Source organism: Aquisphaera insulae, assembly GCF_011064615.1.
GTDB classification, from domain to species: Bacteria; Planctomycetota; Planctomycetia; order Isosphaerales; family Isosphaeraceae; genus Aquisphaera; species Aquisphaera insulae.
Genome location: NZ_JAALJH010000054.1, coordinates 25,241 through 44,413, shown reverse-complemented (window position 1 = coordinate 44,413; position 19,173 = coordinate 25,241). Strand labels below are relative to the sequence as shown.

Genomic DNA, 19,173 nt, shown 5'->3' with positions numbered 1-19,173 from the left:
CGGTGGGAGATAACTTCTAGGAGGAGGCGGTGGAGGATGCTTGCCCAAGGATCCGAGAAGCCCCGAGCCCGAAGGGATCGGCCATGAACCGGAAGGTCCAGGTCCGGGACGACAGGTCGCCGAGAGACGTCTCCGTTGACTTGGAACGCTTTACCGTCTTCGTCGACGCCAATGGCAGTGGCAAGACGAGCATCCTGGAGGCGATCCATGACGCCGTTGGCGCTGCTGCCGATGATCCTCGAAAGGTGTTCGCACACCGGCGGCACTGCGACTGGCTCTACACCCGCGGCGGGAGCGGCGACTTGCGGATTACTTGCGACTTCGGCCAATCTGCGGCAGGAAGAGTGGGGAGCCGACTCATACTGGGGCGCGGGCAAGTCGGAGGCGATGGCTCGCGGGCCGTGGGGTCGCCTCGCTCCTCCACAGCCATCCATTTGCTCGCTCGCGGCGGCTTGGACTCGGACGCTTCCGCCCCCATTTTCAGCTTTCGTCGCTCACTTGCTGGGGCGCGGGCAAGTCGGAGGCGATGGCTTGCGGGCCGTGGGGTCGCTTCGCTCCTCCACAGCCACCCGTTTGCTCGCTCGAGGCAGGAAGAGTGGGGAGCCAGACTCATACTGGGGCGCGGGCGAGTCGCGGGCGAAGGTCCCGATCCTTTCTTCCGAATTCCCTCGCCCCTCGCCCCTCGCCCCTCGCCCCTCGCCCCTCGCCCCTCGCCCCTACCTCACAGTCCCGCAATGGCCTCCAGCATGCTGTCCGGGGCGGCGGCGTATTCCAGGGGCTCCATCGTGTAGCTGGCGCGGCCCTGGCTCAGGCTTCGGACGGCGGTGGAGTAGCCGAACATCTTCTCAAGCGGGGCCCGGCCGTCGATGACCATCAGCTTGCCGCGGGTGCTCGTGCGCTCGATCAGGGCCCGCCGGCTGGAGAGGTCGGCGGTGATGTTCCCCAGGTAGTCCTCCGGGGTGACCACCTCGAGCCGCATGATCGGCTCGAGGAGCACGGCGCCGGCCTCCTCGACGGCCTTCCGCAGGGCGTCGGACGCGGCGAAGCGGTAGGCCAGGTCGTTGGAATCGACGTCGTGGTAGGCGGCGTCCACCAGGGTCACCTTCAGGTCGACGAGCGGATAACCGGTCCGGCCGCCCGACTTGGCCTCCTCGCGGAGGCCCGCCTCGATCGCCGGCACGAATTCGGCGGGGATCGTCCCGCCCTTCATCTTGTTGACGAAGTGGAGTACCGGCGCCCCCTTGGCCTGGGTCTCCGGCTCGAGGTCGATGGTGACCTTCGCGTACAGGCCGGATCCGCCGGTCTGGCGGATGCACGTCCCCTCGACCCGCTTGACCGCCTTCTTGATCGTCTCGCGATAGCTCACCCGGGGCCGGCCGACGTGGACCTTCAGCTTGAAGTCCCGCGTCATCCGGTTCTTGAGGATCTCCAGGTGCAGTTCCCCCATGCCCGAGATCAGGGTCTGTCCGGTGTCCTCGTTGACCTTGTAGGTGAAGGTGGGGTCCTCGCGAGAGAGGGCGTTGAGCGTGTCCGAGAGCTTCCCCTTGTCGGCGCCGCTGACCGGCTCGATGGACATGCTGATGACCGTCTCCGGGAACTCGATCCGCTCCAGCAGGATCGGGTGGGAGGCGTCGCAGAGGGTGTCCCCCGTGACCGAATCCTTGAGGCCGACGATGCCGACGATGTCCCCGGTGGTCCCCACCGCGATCTGCTCGCGGTCATCGGCGCGGATGTGGTAGAGCCGCGAGCAGTTCTCCTTCTTGTCCTTGCCCGGGTTGAAGGCCCGGGTGCCGGCCTTGAGCTCGCCCGAGTAGATCCGCAGGAACGAGAGGTCGCCGTGGGCGTCGCTCGTGATCTTGAAGACGAGCCCGCAGAAGGGCTCGTCCGGGCTCGGCTTGCGGGCGAGGTCGGTCCCCTTCTTGGGGTGGATGCCGACCACCGGCGGCCGGTCGAGCGGGCTGGGGAGGTAGGCCGAGACGGCGTCGAGCAGCCGCTGGACGCCGACGTACTTGAAGCTGGAGCCGCAGAGCACCGGCTGGACGCGGCCCGTGAGCGTGGCCCGCCGCAGCGCGGCGTGGATCATGGCCTCGGTCAGCTCGACGCCGTCGAGGTGGGCCATGTACTGCTCGGCGAACTCCTCGTCGAAGGCGGAGAGGTTGTTCAGCATGGTCTCGCGCCAGGCGTCGGCCTCGAGGCGGAGCGGCTCGGGGATCTCGTCGACGGTGAACGTCGAGCCGAGGTCCTCGGTCGTGAAATGCAGGGCCTTCATGGCGATCAGGTCGATGAGCCCCTGGAACTCGCCCATGGTCCCCTCCGGCCCTGATCCGATCGGGATCTGGATCGGGATGGGGCGGCTGTCGAGGAGTCGCTCCTCGATCTCGGCGTAGACGCGCTCGAACTCGGCGCCGATGCGGTCCATCTTGTTGACGAAGCAGAGGCGGGGGATGTGATACTTGGCCGCCTGCCGCCAGACGGTCTCGCTCTGGGCCTCGACCCCCTCGACGGCCGAGAAGATGACGACGGCCCCGTCGAGGACGCGGAGCGACCGCTCGACCTCGGCGGTGAAGTCGACGTGGCCGGGGGTGTCGATGATGTTGACGGTGATCGGGCCGCCGTCGGCGTCGTGCCAGCGGCAGGTGATGGCGGCGGCGACGATGGTGATGCCCCGCTCGCGCTCCTCCTCGAGGTAGTCGGTCGTCGTGTTCCCCTTGTCGACGTCCCCCATCCGGTGGATCTCGCCCGTGTAGTAGAGGATCCGTTCGGTCGTGGTGGTCTTGCCGGCGTCGATGTGGGCGATGATGCCGATGTTGCGGATCCGCCGGAGGTCGGTTTGGTCGGGTTCGCTGCCCATGGTCGCGGTCCTGATCGTGTTCTGGCGGAGGATCCGTCCCCGGGCGTGGCGATGCCGGTTGCCCAGGCTCTCGGGACAGGCTCCGAGCATGGTCCGTCGTGGCGGCCACGCGGCGCGGCCCCGACCATCCTCACCAGACACAGCTTACCGTCGATGGTTCCCGGAATCAGCGCGAGTCGTCGCCGCTCCGCGAGCGGTGCGAAACGGCACGCGCCCGTTCCCGGCCCGCCGCATCGGTGTGACGCGGCGTCCCGGTAATGCCACGAAGCATGACGATGTGAGGCAAATTAAGCGGTCCGAATTGAACCGGCCGGGCGGCGACCGATATCTTTCCCCCGGCGTCGAGGGCCGCGTGGCCTCGGGCGGACGCCCGCCGCGTCGCTTTTCCGCAACGCCGTACCCGGCGCGTGGACGATCCCCGGGACGCCGCCTACTTGAGTCGATTGTTAGGGGGGCCAGTCGGCATGATAAGGCGTTGCCATTGGCCCCTGCATTGGATCGAACGTCCCGCCTGACCATGATTCGAAGAAGACCTGAAAGGACACACATGATCTACCGCAGCATTGTTCCGAAGGGCCTGGCGGCCCTGACCCTCTCCCTGGCCATTTCCGGCACCTCGCAGGCGAATAATCTGATCACGAACGGCGGATTCGAAACGTCCGGCGGCTACGGCCAGGTCGGCTACAACACCAGCGTGACGGGCTGGTCGATGGAGAACTCGCCCAGCTACACGTTCCTCTACAACAGCACCAATGCGGCGACGGGCGTGACCGGCCAATTCGGCACGACGGCCCTCTGGGACAGCTCCAATAACGGTGGCGCGGGCGGCGGCCCGATCACGGCCAGCCCCGACGGCGGGAACTTCATCGCGCAGGATGGAGACTTCCAGCACAGCGCCATCACCCAGTCGCTCACCGGGCTGGTCGCGGGCCAGACCTACGCCGTCAGCTTCTACTGGGCCATCGCCCAGCAGGAGGGCTTCAATTACGGCACCTGGGATTACTGGAAGGTCGGCCTCGGCGACGAGTATCAGGTGACCGAAACGAAGACGATCCCCCAGCACGTCTTCTCCGGCTGGTTCGACAAGGTGACGATGTACTTCACCGCCAAGTCCACCAGCGAGGTCCTCTCCTTCGAGGCCTTCGGCGGCTACGACGGCCAGACCAGCCCCGGGTCGGTCCCCCCGTTCGCCCTCCTGGACGGCGTGTCGATGGAAGCCGTTCCCGAGCCGGCCTCGATGGCCCTGATGGGGATCGGCCTGGCCGGCGCCACCCTCTTCGCCCGCCTCCGCCGCCGCATGCGGACCGCCTGAAAGTCGGCTTAATCGTCGCAAAGCTCCCGGGGCCGGCGGGTCGCTCAACCCGCCGGCCGAGCCCGTTTGATCGGGACCTGGTCCTCATCCAAGGGAATCCTCCATGTCTTTCCTCCAAGGCCCCCAGTTCCAGGCATTCCTCCGCGACGTCTTCCAGCTCACCGTCTGGCTTGCGATCCTGTCGGCGATCTTCGTGCCCCTCGAGCGACTCTTCGCGGCCCATCCGCGGAGGATCTTCCGCCGGGAATTCGGCGTCGATCTCTGCTACTACTTCCTGAACAGCCTGCTGACGGCCTTCCTGATCAGCGTGCCGCTGAGCCTGGCGGCCTGGCTCACGCGCCGCACCCTGCCCCCGGGCTTCCTGGAGACGATGGCCGGCCTCCCCGTCTGGGCCAGGGCGTCCGCCGCCATGATCGTCGGCGAGGTCGGCTATTACTGGGCCCACCGCCTCAGCCATGAGATCCCGTTCCTCTGGAAGTTCCACGCCATCCACCACAGCGCCGAGGACGTGGACTTCCTGACCAACACCCGGGCCCACCCGATCGACATGGTGATCGATCGGTTCTCCATGTTCGTGCCCATCTACGTGCTGGGGCTGGGCGGGCCGGTGGGGGCGTCCGGGACGCTCGTCCCGGTGCTGGTCGGGCTGTTCGGGACGATCTGGGGCTTCTTCATCCATGCCAATATTCGCTGGCGGCTGGGGCCGCTCGAGTGGCTCATCTCCAGCCCGGCGTTCCACCACTGGCACCACACCAAGAGCGGCCCGATCGACAAGAATTTCTCGACGATGCTCCCCTGGATGGACTGGGTCTTCGGCAGCTTCTACCTGCCCGACCACTTCCCCAAGGACTACGGCGTCCGGGGCAACGGCGTCCCCCATACGCTGCTCGACCAGCTCCTCTACCCGCTGGAGGGCGACGGGCCGGCGGCCGCGCCCGTTCGCGTGAAGCCCGCGGACGAGGCCGTCGAGCCGTCCGGGGCCACGTCCACGCTGGGCCAGCCCGCCGTCGTCGCCGAGCCCGCCGCCTGAGGTCCCGGGGGCCGGGAATTCCTCGGGCCGGTGGACGACCCGCGCGGGGACGACTACTACACATCAATGTCGAGGCCATGCCTCACCGCCGTCTGATCCTCGGCGGTATGAAGGGTACTCCGGAATTCGTCGCGGCCGATGGGTCTGGCTGACCCGTCGGCCGCGATCGTTTTCGAACCCGGCGGCCGGGTGGAAGGCTCGCCTCGAGCCCGACCCGGGTGGGCCGAAATTCCCGGAGGTACTCGTGGACGATCGCCGCCGGCCCGCTTACTAGACAAGGTCAACGAGGCCATGCCTCACCGCCGTCTGATCCTCGGCGGTACGAAGGGTACTCCGGAATTCGTCGCGGCCGATGGGTTTGGCTGACCCGTCGGCCGCGGTCGTTTCCGGAGCGGGGGACGACGACGCCCCCCGCTCGCGGTAGACTGCGACGGAGACGCGTCGCGACCCCGGCGGATGGCCGGGCCGCCACGGACCAGCCGCCTTCCTCCAGGGACGTCTCGATCATGATGGACCCGCCCGCCATCCCCCTCGAAGGCGATCGATCGCCGGATCGACCGGCCGTCGCCGATCTCCCCCGCCATGAGGTCCCCCTCGTCCGGGCGACGCCGGTGACGCTCGCCCGCTACGCGGTGCTCGTGGACGATCCGGACGCCTTCCCGGTGGAGCTCGTCCCCTGGCCCGCGCTCGGCTGGCGGCCCGTGGATCCGGACACGGGGCTCGGCGGCGGCCTCGTGTCGACCCGGCTGGACGTCCGCCGCGAGGGGGACCTGGTCCTCGCCCGCGAGGATGAGGATCGGGCCGAGGACCGGGTCATCGGCTGGGCCGCCCGCGTCGGCGAGGGCGTGCCGGCGGTGCTCCTCCGCGCGGCGAGCTACCAGCCGGACGGCGCCCGCCTGATCGTCCCGCTCGACCCCGGGCCGTATGTCGTCGTCCTGGCGATGCCCGGGGACGACGTGGCGGCCGGCGATTTCGTCGGCTTCCTGGTGGAATCGGGCCGGGCTCTCTCCATCGCCCCGGGGGTCTGGTGCGGGGCCGACGCGGCCTACCCGGCGGCCGACGCCGACCGCGATCACGGCCGCTTCCTCGTCCGCCGCGGCAGGGTCCGCGCCCGGATCTCGTGCGACCTCGCCGAGGAGTTCGGCGTCGTCCTGGCCGTCCCGCTCCGGCCCCCGATCCCCTGAATCGGGGCGAAAGGCGGCTGGAATGTCGACCAGGGATCGACAATAATACCATCCATGCTCCGTGGCCGTCGTCGTCCACGGCCTCGCGACGTCGTGACCGGTCGAGGACCATGCTCAACCAATCGGATTCCGCGTCCATGCGGCGGCCCTGGCCGATCCTCGGGCGACTCCTCCTGTCGGCGGTGACGGCGGCGGCCGTCGTGGGGACGGTGGCGATCGCCGGCCGTGAGGGGAGTCGCTCGTGGATCGCGATCGTCCCCGCCTATTTCTATCCCGGGGGTTCCGGGGAGCTCGCCTGGGAGACGATCGCCGCGACCGCCCGCGAGGTCCCCCTCCGGGTGATCCTCAACCCTTCGAGCGGCCCGGGAAGGCTCATCGACTCGACCTACGCCGCCGCCTGCCGTCGCGCCCGGGCCGCGGGGGCGCGAATCCTCGGCTACGTCCACACCTCCTACGGCCTGCGCGATCCGGAGCTCGTCCGGGCCGAGGTCGTCGCCTATCTCGAGATGTACGAGGTGGACGGCCTGTTCATCGACGAGATGTCCAGCGACCCTCGCTCCGTCCCCTATTACGCAAGCCTTCGCCGGTTCATCACCGACCGCGACCCGCGGCTGGAAGTGGTCGGGAATCCGGGCACGCTCACCGATGAGGACTATCGGTCCGCCTCCACGGCGGACGTCGTGGTCCTCTTCGAAGGGACGGCGGAGAGCTTCGAGAGCTTCGGCCCACCGGCCTGGGCCCTCCGATACCCGGCGGATGGCTTCGCCGCGATCGTCCATGGCGCCCGGACCGAGCGGGACATGAGGCGGGCGCTGAATCATGCCGCGGCCGCCCACCTCGGGGCGATCTTCATCACCGATGGTGACGGCCCCAATCCCTACGATCACCTCCCCGGATACTGGCCCCGCGAGGCCGCCGCGCTGAGGGAATCGCGCTGAAGCGGCTCGATGCGTGCCGGCGAGATCGCGGCATGTCCCGGGGACGAATGTGTTGAGGTTTCGCAACATCGGGTCGCCATACTTCCGATCTTCGCTCGGAAAACAGGGAAGGTTGTTTAACGTTCAGGCTGTGCCGGATAGCCTCTCGGGTGAGTCGGCCTGGCAGCATAGGAGGATCGAGGAAGCCGGAGGGCTCCGCCCGCCGGATGGGACGGGGAGCAAGAGCATGCGACGGATGCGAGGCGGGCGATCTCGGCCGGTGATCCGGATCCTGGCCACGATCGCCCTGGCGGCATCGTTCGGCGTGGCCGCGAAGGCCGGGTCGGTGGTCGAGCTGCTCATCCCGGCCTATTTCGCGCCCGGGACCGGGGGCGCGGGGGGCGTCGGCGACGGCTGGGCGCAGATGACCGATGCAGCGAAGTCGGTCTCGCTGACGGCGATCATGAACCCGGCCAGCGGCCCGGGGTCGATCGGACAGGTCAACGCGTACGCGGCGGCCGTCAAGGGGGTGCAGGACAACGGCGGCAAGGTGATCGGCTACATCGACACGTCCTACGGGGCGATCCCCTTCGACACGATCAAGGCCGCGATCCAGACGTATCTCGCCAGCGACGTCCACGTCAACGGCTTCTTCCTGGACCAGGTGAACTCGCCGATCAGCCTGGCGTACTACAGTCAGATCTACGGATACATCAAGTCCCTGAATCCGGCCTATGAGGTCGTCGGCAATCCGGGCACGCCGTTCCTCAACGGGGTCGCCCCGTCGGATTTCCTCTCGGTCGCCGACACCATGGTGGCCTTCGAGGGGCCCCACACCGGGCCGCCCGGCGCGATCGGCTTCAACAACTATCCCTACGGGCTGGACTGGATGACGCAGCCCGGCGTGGCGCGGAGCTCGATCGCCAACCTCGTCTACGAGACGCCCGACGCGGACGCCATGCGGGCCGACCTGCTCAAGGCGTACGGGCTGAATGCCGGGTCGGTCTACTTCACGGACGACACGCCGCTGAACCCGTGGGACCGGCTCCCGACCTACTGGAACGATGAGGTGGCGGCCGTCGCGGCCCTGGCCGTGCCCGAGCCGACGAGCGTGTCGCTATTGGCCCTGGGGCTCCTCTGCGGCGGCCTCGCCCTGCGGCGCGGCCCCGGCCTCGTCACTCGGTAGGCTCCGGGGGATAGGCGTCCGGTTCGCGGGCGGCGGGGGGTACGGCGCCCTCGATCGACGACAGCGAGGTCAGCGCCCGGGTGCGGCGGACCTGCTGGGCGACGACCAGGCCGGTGACGGCCAGGCAGGAGAGGACGATGTTGGGGTGGCTGTTGTGGTCCTGGGGGGCGCCCCGCAACCAGGCGTCGAGGATCAGGGCCGAGTAGCCGAGGATCGACAGCCCGGCGGTCAGCCAGACGAGCCGCAATCGGTCCCACAGCCCCGAGACGGCGATCAGCATCGGGTAGCCGAGGACCAGGGAGCTGTCCCCGGCCCGGAGGATCCAGAGCAGGACCGTCAGGATCATCACGTCCAGGCTGACCCAGGCCAACCGCGAGAGCTCCCATTGGCCCTCCATGCGCGCCAGGCGGCGGAGCAGCGGCGAGGACGCGATCCAGAGCAGCTCCACGGACGTGGTCGCCAGGTGGAGCGGGACGTCGGGCGCCGGGTGCCTGAGGAAGTTCACCTGGGTGAGGCCCAGGGCCAACCCCTGACCGACCAGCCGGCAGGCGAATTCCGGCTCTCCCCGCGCCCAGCGGGCGATCCGGCGGAGCGGGGATGTCCGCCCGACCTGGATCGTCTCCCCCCGGAGGAATCGCTCGAGATCGTCGTTCAGGTCCGCCGCGCTGCGATAGCGGCGGCGAGGATCCTTCTCCAGGCACTTCAGGCAGATGAACTCGAGGGCGCGGGGGACCGAGGGGCGGGCCAGCCGCGGCGGGACCGGGTCGCGCTCGAGGACCTGCTCGAGGATCTCCGCCACGGTGCCGCCGCGGAACGGCGGGCTGCCGGTCAGGACCTGGTAGAGGATCGCGCCCAGGCTGTAGACGTCGGTGGCGGGCGAGGCCTCGCCGCCGGTGACCTGCTCCGGCGCCATGTACGCCGGCGTCCCCAGGATGGCGCCGGTGCTGGTCAGGCTGCTGGCGTCCACGTCGCCGGCACGCTTCACCAGGCCGAAATCGGCGATGAGCGGCTGGCCGTCGTCGTCGATGAGGATGTTGGAGGGCTTGAGGTCGCGGTGGATCATCCCCCGCCGGTGGGCGTGGTGGATCGTCCGGGCGACCGTCGCCATCAGGCGGGCGGCCGCCTCCGGATCGTCGAGATAGCGGCCGATCCGACGGCCGAGGTTCCCGCCGCCGATCAGCTTCATGCTGAAGTAGGCGTGGCCCTTGTGGAGGCCCACCTCGTAGACCGGCACGATGTTGGGGTGGTCCAGCAGGGCCGCCGCCGCGGCCTCGGCGCGGAACCGGCGGAGCTCGGTCCCGGAGGCGAACTCTCCGGAGAGGATCATCTTGAGCGCGACCTCGCGGCCGAGGGTCACGTGACGCGCCCGGTAGACCACACCCATCCCGCCGCGGGCGAGCTCCCCCAGCAGCTCATAATCGCCGACGCGCCGCCTCGGGCCCGACGGCCCCTCGAGCGAGGCCGGGAGCTCGCCCGGCCCGGTCAGGTCGTCTTCCCGCCGGAGCTCTTCCTCCAGGGCCAGCAGCTCGGGCGCCAGCCGCGCCGGATCTCCGCCCGCGGCCTGGAAGCGATCGAGGAGCTCGGAGACGGCGACGGGCCAGCCCTGCCGCCAGGCTCGTTCGAACTCGTTGCAATGGGCGTCGATCGCCTTCGCCTCCTCGAGGCCCGGCCGCGACGTCTCGCCCGGGCCGGCCCCGATCCGGGATCGCCCAACGGAGTTCATGACGTCTCCTCCGTCCAGATCTGTCGGATCAGGTCCAGCCGCCGGGCGACCGTCCGCCGTGCGCAGCCGAGCCGCTCGGCGATCTCGTCGGTGGTGTAGCCTTCCATGCGGTCGAGCGCGATCTGGCGGAGCTGCTCGTCGCCGAGCCGCCCCAGGAGCCGGCTCGTCTCCTCGGCGACGGTCGCCGCGAACTCCGGCGTGGGCTCCCGGGCGAGGATCGCCGCGAGCGCGCCGCCGCCGCCACCGACCGACGTCCCGTCGCCGACGCCGTCGCCGTGCGGCCCGTCCAGCCTGTGCCAGCCGCCGCCCCGCTTGGCGGCCCCCCGCCGATCGGCCTGGGCAGAGACCTTCCGCGCCGTGATCACGACCAGGAGCTTCCAGAGGTCTTCCCGATCGCCGAGCCGCTGGAACCGGCCCCGCGCCAGGCCGTTGCAGAAGCTGTCGAACGCGCTGAGGGCCGCGTCCTCCTCGTCCTCCGCGGCGTCGACGCCGCGGGCCAGCCGCTTCCTCGCCAGTCGGACGAGCTTCTCGAAGTAGCGGTCCCAGAGCGCCCGGGCCGCATCCGCCTCGCCCGCCTTGAGGTCACCGATCCAGCGGGTCACCGATCCGCGGCCGTCGGTCGTCATCTCGGTCCACCCTCGTCCTCGAGAATCGAGTGGCACGAGATCCGCGCCATTTCCCAGCGAGATTACAGAGGACGTGCGCCACGCCGTGGCCCGCCCGCCTCCCCCTCCTCCCCTTCCCCAGGCCGGAGACCCGACCGTGACCGACGCGATCTCGCCGCGCCTCCGGGGCGCGGCACCGGAAGTCCCCGCGCGCCGAGGGGGAATCGTCTCGCCGTTCGCCGACCGGCCCGGAGGCGAATCGACCGGGAGCGCTGCGAAAGATAACGGATTGCGGCGACACGGCAAGATCGAATTCACGCTCGCTTTCCTGGTGTACATGTCCCTGGGCCTCGCCCTGATCCCGCCCGGGAGGGCCGTGGCGCAAGGGTCGCCGACCGCGCAGGCCGCGGCGGCTCCCGAGTTGGCCGTCCGCGGCCGGCACTTCGTGGATCCGGCCGGGCGGGTGGTGATCCTCCGCGGGGTGAACCTCTCGGGCGACGCCAAGCGGCCGCCGTTCCTCCCCTGCTCCAGCCCGTCGGACCTGGATCCGCTGGTTGACCTGGGCTTCAACGTCGTCCGGATGCTCTTCATCTGGGAGGCCTACGAGCCGGTCGCGGGCGTCTACGACGACGCCTATCTCGGGCAGCTCCGGTCGACCGCCGCGGCGGCGCGGGCTCGCGGGATGCATGTGATCGTGGACATCCACCAGGATGGATTCTCTCGCTTCGCCTCCCGGGGGGCCGGCGATGGCTTCCCGCGCTGGGCCGTCTCGCCGCGCGGCACTCCTTCCAGCCCGGATAACTCGGACCGCTGCCGGAACTGGCCGGTGCGGATGGCGACCGACCCGACGACGCACCGGTCCTTCGACGACTTCTTCGCCGACGTGAACGGCGTGCGGACGCGGTATCTCGCGATGCTCGGCCGGGTCGCCGATGCCTTCGCCACCGTCCCCGGCGTGGTCGGCTACGACCTCCTCAACGAGCCCTGGGGTGACGAGCGGACCGAACTCGCGACGCTCTACCGGGACGCGGCGGCGGTGATCCGCGACCGTCATCCCGGGGCCATCCTCTTCCTTGAGGGCCACGTCACCACCAACTGCGGCGCCGGGACCCGGCTCCCCCGGCCGGACTTTCCCGGCGCGGCCTATGCTCCGCACTACTACCGCCCGCTGACGGTCCTGCTGGGCCGATGGCACGGGATGACGGTGGGCATGAACCACGCATTCTCGACCATGGCCGCGACCGCCCGCACCTGGGATGCCCCCCTCTTCCTCGGCGAGTTCGGCGTCTCCGCCGGCGCCCGCAACGGGGGCGACTACGTCGCGGCGATCTACGACCGCATGGACGCCTGCCTCGCGTCGGGCGCCCAGTGGAACTACTCCCCGCGCTGGAACGTTCGCGACCGGGACGGCTGGAACGGCGAGGACTTCAGCATCCTCGATTCCTCTCGCTCCCTCCGGCCGAACTTCGCCCCCCGCCCCTACCCCCGGGTGACCGCGGGCCTCCCCACATCCTTCCGTTTCGTCGTCCCCAGGTCGGGAGCCCCGGCCTGCCTCGAGTTCCGCTGGGAGCATCGACCCGTCCTCGGCACGACCGAACTGTTCCTCCCGTCCGGCCTCTTCCCCGCCGGGTCGATCGTGGCCTGCTCCGACCCGACGATGTCCCTCCGCCGCGACCCGGGCCGCCAGGTCCTCGCCTGCGAGGGGACGAGATCGGGGCCCGTCCGCCTGACGGTGCAGGCCCCGCGAATCGACCCGTGAAGTCCCCTATCCCGGGGCTTTGCTCGCGATCTAGAATTGCCTCCCGATCGGCCTAAAGACTCATCAGGTCCAGGAGTCTCATGATGTCTGTCGTTGATGCTTGGGTGGTTCCGGGGGCGGGGCAGGCATTGATTCGCCAGCAGGTCGACCTCGGCCCGATCGGGGCGGAGGAGGTGGAGATCGAGGTGGAGCATTGCGGGCTCTGCCATTCCGATCTCTCCATGTGGCTCAACGACTGGGGCATGACGCAATACCCGGCGATCCTCGGGCACGAGGCGATCGGCAAGGTCGTCGCGGTGGGGCCCGCGGCGAAGGGGCTGAAGGTCGGGCAACGGGTCGGGGTCGGTTGGACGGCCGGAAGTTGCATGCACTGCCGCCAGTGCCTCTCGGGCGACCAGCACCTCTGCGCCGAGGCAGTGCCGACGATCGTCGGCCACCGCGGCGGGTTCGCGACCCGCGTCCGCTCGCACTGGGCATGGACCCTCCCCATACCCGAAGGCCTGCCGGTCGCCGAGGCCGGCCCCCTGCTCTGCGGCGGGATCACCGTGTTCAACCCGCTGGCGATGTACGCGAAGCCGACGGATCGCGTCGGGATCGTCGGAATCGGCGGCCTCGGCCACATGGCCGTGAAGTTCGCCGCGGCGTACGGCTGCGACGTGACCGCGTTCACCTCCAGCCCGAACAAGTTCGACGAAGCCCGCGGCTTCGGCGCCCATCATGTCGTCGCCAGCCGCGATTCCGACGCGATCAAGAAGCTGGCCCGGAGCCTTGACCTGCTGCTCGTCACCGTGAACGTGCCGATGGACTGGAACGCGCTGCTGGGCACGCTCGCCCCCAGGGGCCGCATGCATGTCGTCGGCGCGGTGACGGAACCGATCCCCGTCCCGGCGATGTCGCTCATCTTCCCGCAGACCGGCCTCTCCGGCTCGCCGACCGGATCCCCGGTCGCGATCGGGACCATGCTCGAATTCGCCGCGCGTCACGGCGTCGCCCCGACGACCGAGCACCTGCCGATGAGCCAGATCAACGACGCCTTCGCGAGGCTCAGGGCCGGCAAGGCCCGCTATCGGATCGTGCTCGACGCGGACTTCTGATCGAGGGGGAAGGTCACGAGGTCTCGATGTCGGCCCGCGGCGGCGCTGTTGGTACTTCGTCCCGGTTCAGGAGGGTTCTCGAGATGAACAGGCGCGGTTGGATGAGGGTGGGACTTGGCACGGCCGGGGCCTTGGCGATCGCGGGGCGTGTCCGCGGCGATGGCCCGCCGGATGACTCGGACCCCGCCCCGCTGGTCCAGGGTATGCTCGCCGCCACGGCGAAGACTCCCATCGAGGTGAAGCCCCTCGTCGACGGTATCCACCTGGTCCAGGGGCCCGGCGGCAACATCGCGGTCCTCGACGGCCCGGACGGCCTGACGGTCGTCGACGCGGGGCTCCCCCACCGGGCTGCCGAGACCTTGGACGCGGTGAAGCGGGCAGGCGGCAAGCCGATCGCGCGGCTGATCGACACGCACTGGCATTTCGATCACGCCGGAGGGAACGAGGCGTTCGCCCGGGCCGGGGCGACGATCCTCGCGACGGCGGCCACCCGACGGCGACTGGCCGAGGATCAATACACAGAGGTCTTCAAGATGAAGTCGCCGGCCTCGCCCCCGGCCGCGCTGCCGGTCGTAACCCTCGACGAGGCCGAGCTCCACGCCGGCCCGGAAACGCTCCGGCTCATGTCCGTACCGCCGGCCCATACCGACGGCGACCTGGTCGTCCATTTCACGAAGCACGACGTGATCCACACCGGCGATCTCTACAGCAACGGCTTCTATCCGAACATCGACTCATCGAGCCTGGGCTGGATCGGCGGCATGGTCGCCGCGGCCGACCGCCTCCTGAAGCTCACCGGCCCGTCCACGAGGATCATCCCCGGCCACGGCCCGGTCGCCACCCGCGAAGATCTCGCCCGCTACCGGGCGATGCTCGCGACCGTACACGACCGCCTCGCCCGCCTCCACGACGCCGGCAAGACCCTCCGCGAGGCCATCGATGCCCGCCCCACGGCCGACCTCGACCCTACATGGGCCCACGGTTTCTTCACCGGCGGCATGTTCACCCGAATCGCCTACGACGGGCTGGTGAAGCATCGCACGTCGGCCGGAAAGTGAGCGTGTGGAGGCGTTTCTCGGACTTCCGGGACGATTCTCCGTAATGAAACCCGTGCTGATGGGTTTCCTCAGGTAAGGGGCGAACGAGGCCCGGGGCGGACAGCGATCGAGGCCGCCGGGCCCCGTTGCGCCGCCGGTCCGTTCGGACCGCTTCCATGAGGAAACCAATGACGAAACCTCGACCCGCGCATCTCCGCTGCGAACGTCTCGAAGGCCGTGCCCTGCTCTCCTCACTCTCGCAGGACATCGGTCAGCTCGTGCACGACCTGGGGACCATCCATGCGGCGTCCGACGTGACGCCGGCCGAGGTCAAGGCCGTCGGCTCCGACTTCCTGGCCGTCGCGAAGGTGGCGACGAGGCCCGATCCCGCGGCGGTCGCCGCGCTCAAGACGGAACTGATCAGCGTCGCCAAGAGCGGCACGATCACGCCGAAGGATGTCGTCGTGATCGAGAAGGATATCCAGGCCGTCCTCACCAGCGCGAATATCCCACCTGCGCTGGCGCAGCAGACCGCCGCAGACATCAAGGTGGTGATCACCGCCAGCGGGGTCGACAAGGCGGACGTGACGATGATCGCCGACGACCTGAAGGCCATCGCGACGGATCTTCAGTCGCTGAGGAAGTAGAATCGGGGGTCGGGCCCGTCCGCGAACCCGGGCGCCGCGGGCGCGGATGAGGCCAGTGCGGGCACTTCCCGAGCAGCACGATCTCGACAGGCACGACGAGGATCGCGAAGCGGTGAGCCACCCGGATGACCTTTCCGACTGGGTGCTCGCCACGGCGCCCAGGGCCGTGGCCTACGCGGCGTCGCTGCTCCGGAACCGCCAGGAGGCCGAGGACGTGGTCCAGGACTGCTATTGCCGACTGCTCGCGCGGGCGGACGTCTACGACCTGAAGGCCGACGGCCTGAAAATCCTCCTCCGCGCCGTGAGCAACGCGTGCTTCAACCGGAACTCACGGCGGCGGTCGATGTTCTCGATCTTCGGCCGGGACGGCCGGGCCGAGCCCGTCGCCGATCGCTCGGCCCGCGAGCCCTCCGGCGAGCTGCTCGACGCGGAGCTCGCCGAGGCCGTCGCCCGGGGGCTCGCCTCGCTGCCGGATCGCCAGCGTGCGGCGCTCGAGCTGAAAAGCCTGGGGCATTCGCTCCAGGAGATCGCGGAGATCCTCGGAGTGAGCCCGGGCAACGCCGGCGTCCTCGTCCATCGGGCCCGCGGGGCCATGGAAGCGATGCTCGGCCCCTACCTGGAGGGCCCGCCGTCATGAACCCGAATCGGCCCGATCGACGCGACGTGGAGGATCTCGTCCGCGACCATCTCCTCGCCCGGGAGCGGGCGGTGGACGCGCACGCCATGCTCGACGCCGTGACGGCGAGGCGGACGTCGGAGCCGAGGCGATCGCCGCCCCGGCGCCGGCCGCGGCCGGGCGCACGGTGGGCGGCGGCGGTCGCGGCCTCCCTCCTGATCGTGGGATTCGCCTGGCGGTTCCACCAGCCATCGCTCCACGCCGACGCGGTGGCTCTCGTCCGCGAGGCGATGCGGGCCCTGGAGGCATCGCCCAGGGACCGCGCGTATGGAATCCGGATCGACTTCGCCCCGGGGGGGGCCGAGCGACATCCCCTGCTCTCGGCCTTCGCCGCGCACGACCTTCGATTGCACACGCGGTCCGATCGATTCTGGATCGAGGCCCGCCGAGGGGATCGGACCTGGTCCTTCGGCCGCGACGAGGGACGGCATTCCTGGCTGGCGCCGGGCCCCGATGTCGGCCTCGATTTCGAGCCCGGGGACATCCCCGAGCCGCTCGACGAGGCGCTCGACCTTCTCAACCTCCGGCTCGATTCCGTACTACACTTGCTGGCGGACGACTTCGAGATCAGGGGCGTCGGCCCGGCCGCGGGCGGAGGCCCCGGCCGGAGGCGGATCCTGGGCACGCCTCGCGTCACCGCGGCGCGGCCCCATCCCCGGCTCTCGTCGATCGCGATGGAGATCGACGAGGCCACCCGGACCGTCCGCGAGGTCGTCCTCTCGCGGGTCGGGGAGGGACGGCCCGTCGCCGACATCACCTTCCGGCTGGAGGATGACGAGCCGCAGCCCGACGCGGCCTACCGGCTTGCGACCCACCTGGCGGGATCCGCCACGATCCTGGACCACGACCGGCGGCCGTCCCGCCGCAGGGCACTCCTCCGGTTCCTCGGCTCGCTTCTCGTTGAGGACTTATGATATGAAGATGCACGCTCAAATCGGATTGATATTCGGGGTCGTCGCGGGCTGCCTCGGCCCGGGGCTCCGCGATGTCCCGGCCGCCGGCCCGGCGGGCACGCCGGAGCACGTGACGTTCACGGAGCACGTCGCGCCGATCGTGTTCAATCACTGCGCCTCGTGCCATCGTCCGGGCGAGGCCGCGCCGTTCCCGCTGCTGAATTACCGGGACGTGAAGAAGCACGGCCACCTGATCCGCGGCGTCGTGGACGAGCGGACGATGCCGCCGTGGCCCCCCGCGGAGGGCTGGGGCCACTTCCAGGACGAGCGGCGGCTCGCCCGCGAGCAGATCGAGCTCATCGACCGTTGGGTCGAATCCGGCATGGCCGAGGGCCCGGCGGAAAAGCTGCCGCCGTTGCCGGCGTTCGCGGCCGGCGGCTGGACGCTCGGCACCCCCGACCTGGTGGTCACGCTGCCGGAAGCGTATCCGGTCCCGGCCGACGGCAAGGACATCTACCGGATGTTCGTCCTGCCGCTGAACCAGAAGGAGGACCGCTGGGTCACGGCCGTCGAGATCCGGCCGACGGCCCGGTCGGTCGTCCATCATGCCCTCTACTTCCTGGATAGCACGGGTGCCGCCCGGAAGCTCGACGAGGCCGATCTCGGGCCCGGCTTCGGCCGGATGGGGTTCCCCCGGACCGGCACCCTCGGCGGCTGGGCTGTCGGCGCGACCGCGCGGCGTCTGCCCCTGGGCCTGGCCTTCCCCCTGGCCGCCGGCTCCGACCTGGTCGTCCAGATGCATCTGCATCCCTCCGGCAAGCCGGAGCGCGAGCAGACGTCGTTCGGCATCTACTTCGCCAAGGAGCCGCCCAGGCGGAGGCTGCTCGGGACCCAGGCGCCCATGCTCTTCGGCATCGGCACGGCACTCCGGACGAAGGGGATCGAGCCCGGCGACAGGGACTTCACCATCCACGGCACCTGGAAGGTCCCGTTCGACGTCGACGTGGTCGGCATCGGCGGCCACGCCCATTATCTCTGCAAGACCATGAAGGCCGTGGCCGAGCTCCCCGACGGCAAGGAAGTGAAGCTCTTCGCCATCGACGACTGGGATTTCAACTGGCAGGGGCGATACAACTACGTCGAGCCGGTCCGCCTGCCGAAGGGGGCCGTGGTCCGGACGACGCTCGTCTACGACAACTCGGCGGAGAACCCGCGGAACCCGTCGAACCCGCCCGTGAAGGTCCGCTGGGGCGAGGGCTCGCTCGACGAGATGGGCTCCGTCGGCCTCATGTTCGTGGCGGTGAACGAGGGCGACCTCGCGTCGTACCGGGGCCCGGCCATCTTCGGCGGCGGCGACACCGTCAGCCGGCTCGGCCGCCGCGCCGGGCCGGCGGCCGCGAAGGGCCTCGGCGGCGTCTTCGGCGGTCGCGACCCGGCCCAGGTGATGACGCTCTTCGACGCCCTCGACGCCGATCAGGACGGCAAGCTGAAAGGGGACGAGCTCCCCGCGCGGCTCCGGCTCCTGATGTTCCGGCTCGACGCCAATCACGATGGGATCCTCGACCGGGCCGAGATGGAGAAGGCCATCGCCGACGCCCGCGGCGACGCCGCGGAGCCCGGCCCCGGGACCTCGGCGACCCCTCTTCCGGTCCCATCGACGGGCCCGACGATGGCGGACCTGGACGGCCGCGCCTGGAACCCGCTCCGTCCCGCCGAGGGGACGAAGGCCAACGTCCTGGTCTTCCTCACCAGGGACTGTCCCGTGGGCAACACCTACACGAGCGAGATCGGCCGGATCGCGAATGACTACTCGGCCCGGCACGTCGCCTTCCTGGCGGTGTACGTCGATCCCGACATGACCGCGGACGAGGCGAAGGCCCACGCGAAGGAGTACGGCCTGACGCTGCCGATCGTCCGCGACGTCGATCACGTCCTCGTGAAGCAGACGGGCGCGGAGGTCGTCCCCGAGGCCGCCGTGATCGGCGAGTCCGGCCGGGTCGCCTACTGCGGCCGGATCGACGATCGATTCGGCAAGCTCGGCCGCCAGCGCACCGAGCCCTCGCGGCACGACCTCCGCGACGCCCTCGACGCCGTCCTCGCGGGCAAGCCGGTCGCCCAGGCCCGCGTCCCGGCGATCGGGTGCCCGATCGCCGACATGAAGAAATGATCCGTTCCTCAATCGCGCGAGGCGAGCCTCCTGGCCCCCTCCCGCCGCCGCGGGGGAGGGTCAGGGAGGCAGGGCGGTCGCCGAGGACACCC

The 19,173-nt window shown here is 70.0% G+C and carries 15 protein-coding genes; 12 read left to right on the top strand and 3 right to left on the bottom strand.

Annotated elements, in window-relative coordinates; genetic code table 11:
* Positions 1-721: 721 nt before the first annotated feature.
* A complete protein-coding gene (gene fusA / locus G6O54_RS24280; RefSeq protein ID WP_165229018.1) occupies positions 722-2,851 on the bottom strand; it encodes an elongation factor G in 2,130 nt (709 codons plus the stop codon).
* 547 nt (positions 2,852-3,398) lie between these two features.
* Between fusA and G6O54_RS24275 the strand changes: the two genes are divergently transcribed.
* The 5 genes from G6O54_RS24275 (at position 3,399) to G6O54_RS24255 (ending at position 8,480) form a co-directional block, all read left to right on the top strand.
* Positions 3,399-4,163: a PEP-CTERM sorting domain-containing protein gene (locus G6O54_RS24275; RefSeq protein ID WP_165228956.1), complete on the top strand. Its 765-nt coding sequence runs from the start codon at positions 3,399-3,401 to the stop codon at positions 4,161-4,163.
* A 103-nt stretch (positions 4,164-4,266) separates the two neighbouring features.
* Positions 4,267-5,193, top strand: coding sequence for a sterol desaturase family protein (locus G6O54_RS24270; protein WP_165228954.1), 927 nt, complete (start codon positions 4,267-4,269; stop codon positions 5,191-5,193).
* A gap of 506 nt (positions 5,194-5,699) precedes the next feature.
* The gene (locus tag G6O54_RS24265; protein WP_165228952.1) at positions 5,700-6,377 is read left to right on the top strand and encodes a cupin domain-containing protein; all 678 of its coding nucleotides are present in this window, start codon (positions 5,700-5,702) and stop codon (positions 6,375-6,377) included.
* Between the two features lie 137 nt (positions 6,378-6,514).
* Positions 6,515-7,315, top strand: a complete 801-nt coding sequence (locus G6O54_RS24260; RefSeq protein WP_165228950.1) for a spherulation-specific family 4 protein — start codon at positions 6,515-6,517, stop codon at positions 7,313-7,315.
* Between the two features lie 226 nt (positions 7,316-7,541).
* Positions 7,542-8,480, top strand: a complete 939-nt coding sequence (locus G6O54_RS24255) for a spherulation-specific family 4 protein (protein WP_165229016.1) — start codon at positions 7,542-7,544, stop codon at positions 8,478-8,480.
* Here the strand turns inward: G6O54_RS24255 and G6O54_RS24250 are convergent.
* Positions 8,470-10,203: a serine/threonine-protein kinase gene (locus G6O54_RS24250; protein ID WP_165228948.1), complete on the bottom strand. Its 1,734-nt coding sequence runs from the start codon at positions 10,201-10,203 to the stop codon at positions 8,470-8,472. The two genes, G6O54_RS24255 and G6O54_RS24250, sit on opposite strands and share 11 nt — an antisense overlap.
* The gene (locus G6O54_RS24245) at positions 10,200-10,829 is read right to left on the bottom strand and encodes an ECF-type sigma factor (protein WP_165228946.1); all 630 of its coding nucleotides are present in this window, start codon (positions 10,827-10,829) and stop codon (positions 10,200-10,202) included. Before G6O54_RS24245 ends, G6O54_RS24250 begins: the two co-directional genes overlap by 4 nt.
* A 136-nt stretch (positions 10,830-10,965) precedes the next feature.
* Between G6O54_RS24245 and G6O54_RS24240 the strand changes: the two genes are divergently transcribed.
* From G6O54_RS24240 to G6O54_RS24210, 7 genes are all read left to right on the top strand, one after another.
* Positions 10,966-12,567, top strand: a complete 1,602-nt coding sequence (locus G6O54_RS24240) for a cellulase family glycosylhydrolase (protein ID WP_250847047.1) — start codon at positions 10,966-10,968, stop codon at positions 12,565-12,567.
* Positions 12,568-12,650: 83 nt separating this feature from the next.
* The gene (gene ahr / locus G6O54_RS24235) at positions 12,651-13,661 is read left to right on the top strand and encodes an NADPH-dependent aldehyde reductase Ahr (RefSeq protein ID WP_165228944.1); all 1,011 of its coding nucleotides are present in this window, start codon (positions 12,651-12,653) and stop codon (positions 13,659-13,661) included.
* Positions 13,662-13,744: 83 nt separating this feature from the next.
* A complete protein-coding gene (locus tag G6O54_RS24230) occupies positions 13,745-14,719 on the top strand; it encodes an MBL fold metallo-hydrolase (RefSeq protein ID WP_165228942.1) in 975 nt (324 codons plus the stop codon).
* A gap of 167 nt (positions 14,720-14,886) precedes the next feature.
* Positions 14,887-15,345: a hypothetical protein gene (locus G6O54_RS24225; RefSeq protein WP_165228940.1), complete on the top strand. Its 459-nt coding sequence runs from the start codon at positions 14,887-14,889 to the stop codon at positions 15,343-15,345.
* 112 nt (positions 15,346-15,457) lie between these two features.
* A complete protein-coding gene (locus tag G6O54_RS24220) occupies positions 15,458-15,982 on the top strand; it encodes an RNA polymerase sigma factor (protein ID WP_165228938.1) in 525 nt (174 codons plus the stop codon).
* Positions 15,979-16,935, top strand: a complete 957-nt coding sequence (locus G6O54_RS24215; protein WP_165228936.1) for a hypothetical protein — start codon at positions 15,979-15,981, stop codon at positions 16,933-16,935. Before G6O54_RS24220 ends, G6O54_RS24215 begins: the two co-directional genes overlap by 4 nt.
* A gap of 7 nt (positions 16,936-16,942) precedes the next feature.
* On the top strand, positions 16,943-19,081 hold the full coding sequence (locus tag G6O54_RS24210) for a redoxin domain-containing protein (protein WP_165228934.1): 2,139 nt from the start codon (positions 16,943-16,945) through the stop codon (positions 19,079-19,081).
* Positions 19,082-19,173: the final 92 nt, after the last annotated feature.

Bases quoted from the DNA above. Each gene is read 5' to 3' on its own strand.
- fusA (WP_165229018.1), bottom strand. From the start codon at position 2,851: ATGGGCAGCGAACCCGACCAAACCGACCTCCGGCGGATCCGCAACATC.
- G6O54_RS24275 (WP_165228956.1), top strand. From the start codon at position 3,399: ATGATCTACCGCAGCATTGTTCCGAAGGGCCTGGCGGCCCTGACCCTC.
- G6O54_RS24270 (WP_165228954.1), top strand. From the start codon at position 4,267: ATGTCTTTCCTCCAAGGCCCCCAGTTCCAGGCATTCCTCCGCGACGTC.
- G6O54_RS24265 (WP_165228952.1), top strand. From the start codon at position 5,700: ATGATGGACCCGCCCGCCATCCCCCTCGAAGGCGATCGATCGCCGGAT.
- G6O54_RS24260 (WP_165228950.1), top strand. From the start codon at position 6,515: ATGCGGCGGCCCTGGCCGATCCTCGGGCGACTCCTCCTGTCGGCGGTG.
- G6O54_RS24255 (WP_165229016.1), top strand. From the start codon at position 7,542: ATGCGACGGATGCGAGGCGGGCGATCTCGGCCGGTGATCCGGATCCTG.
- G6O54_RS24250 (WP_165228948.1), bottom strand. From the start codon at position 10,203: ATGAACTCCGTTGGGCGATCCCGGATCGGGGCCGGCCCGGGCGAGACG.
- G6O54_RS24245 (WP_165228946.1), bottom strand. From the start codon at position 10,829: ATGACGACCGACGGCCGCGGATCGGTGACCCGCTGGATCGGTGACCTC.
- ahr (WP_165228944.1), top strand. From the start codon at position 12,651: ATGTCTGTCGTTGATGCTTGGGTGGTTCCGGGGGCGGGGCAGGCATTG.
- G6O54_RS24230 (WP_165228942.1), top strand. From the start codon at position 13,745: ATGAACAGGCGCGGTTGGATGAGGGTGGGACTTGGCACGGCCGGGGCC.
- G6O54_RS24225 (WP_165228940.1), top strand. From the start codon at position 14,887: ATGACGAAACCTCGACCCGCGCATCTCCGCTGCGAACGTCTCGAAGGC.
- G6O54_RS24215 (WP_165228936.1), top strand. From the start codon at position 15,979: ATGAACCCGAATCGGCCCGATCGACGCGACGTGGAGGATCTCGTCCGC.
- G6O54_RS24210 (WP_165228934.1), top strand. From the start codon at position 16,943: ATGCACGCTCAAATCGGATTGATATTCGGGGTCGTCGCGGGCTGCCTC.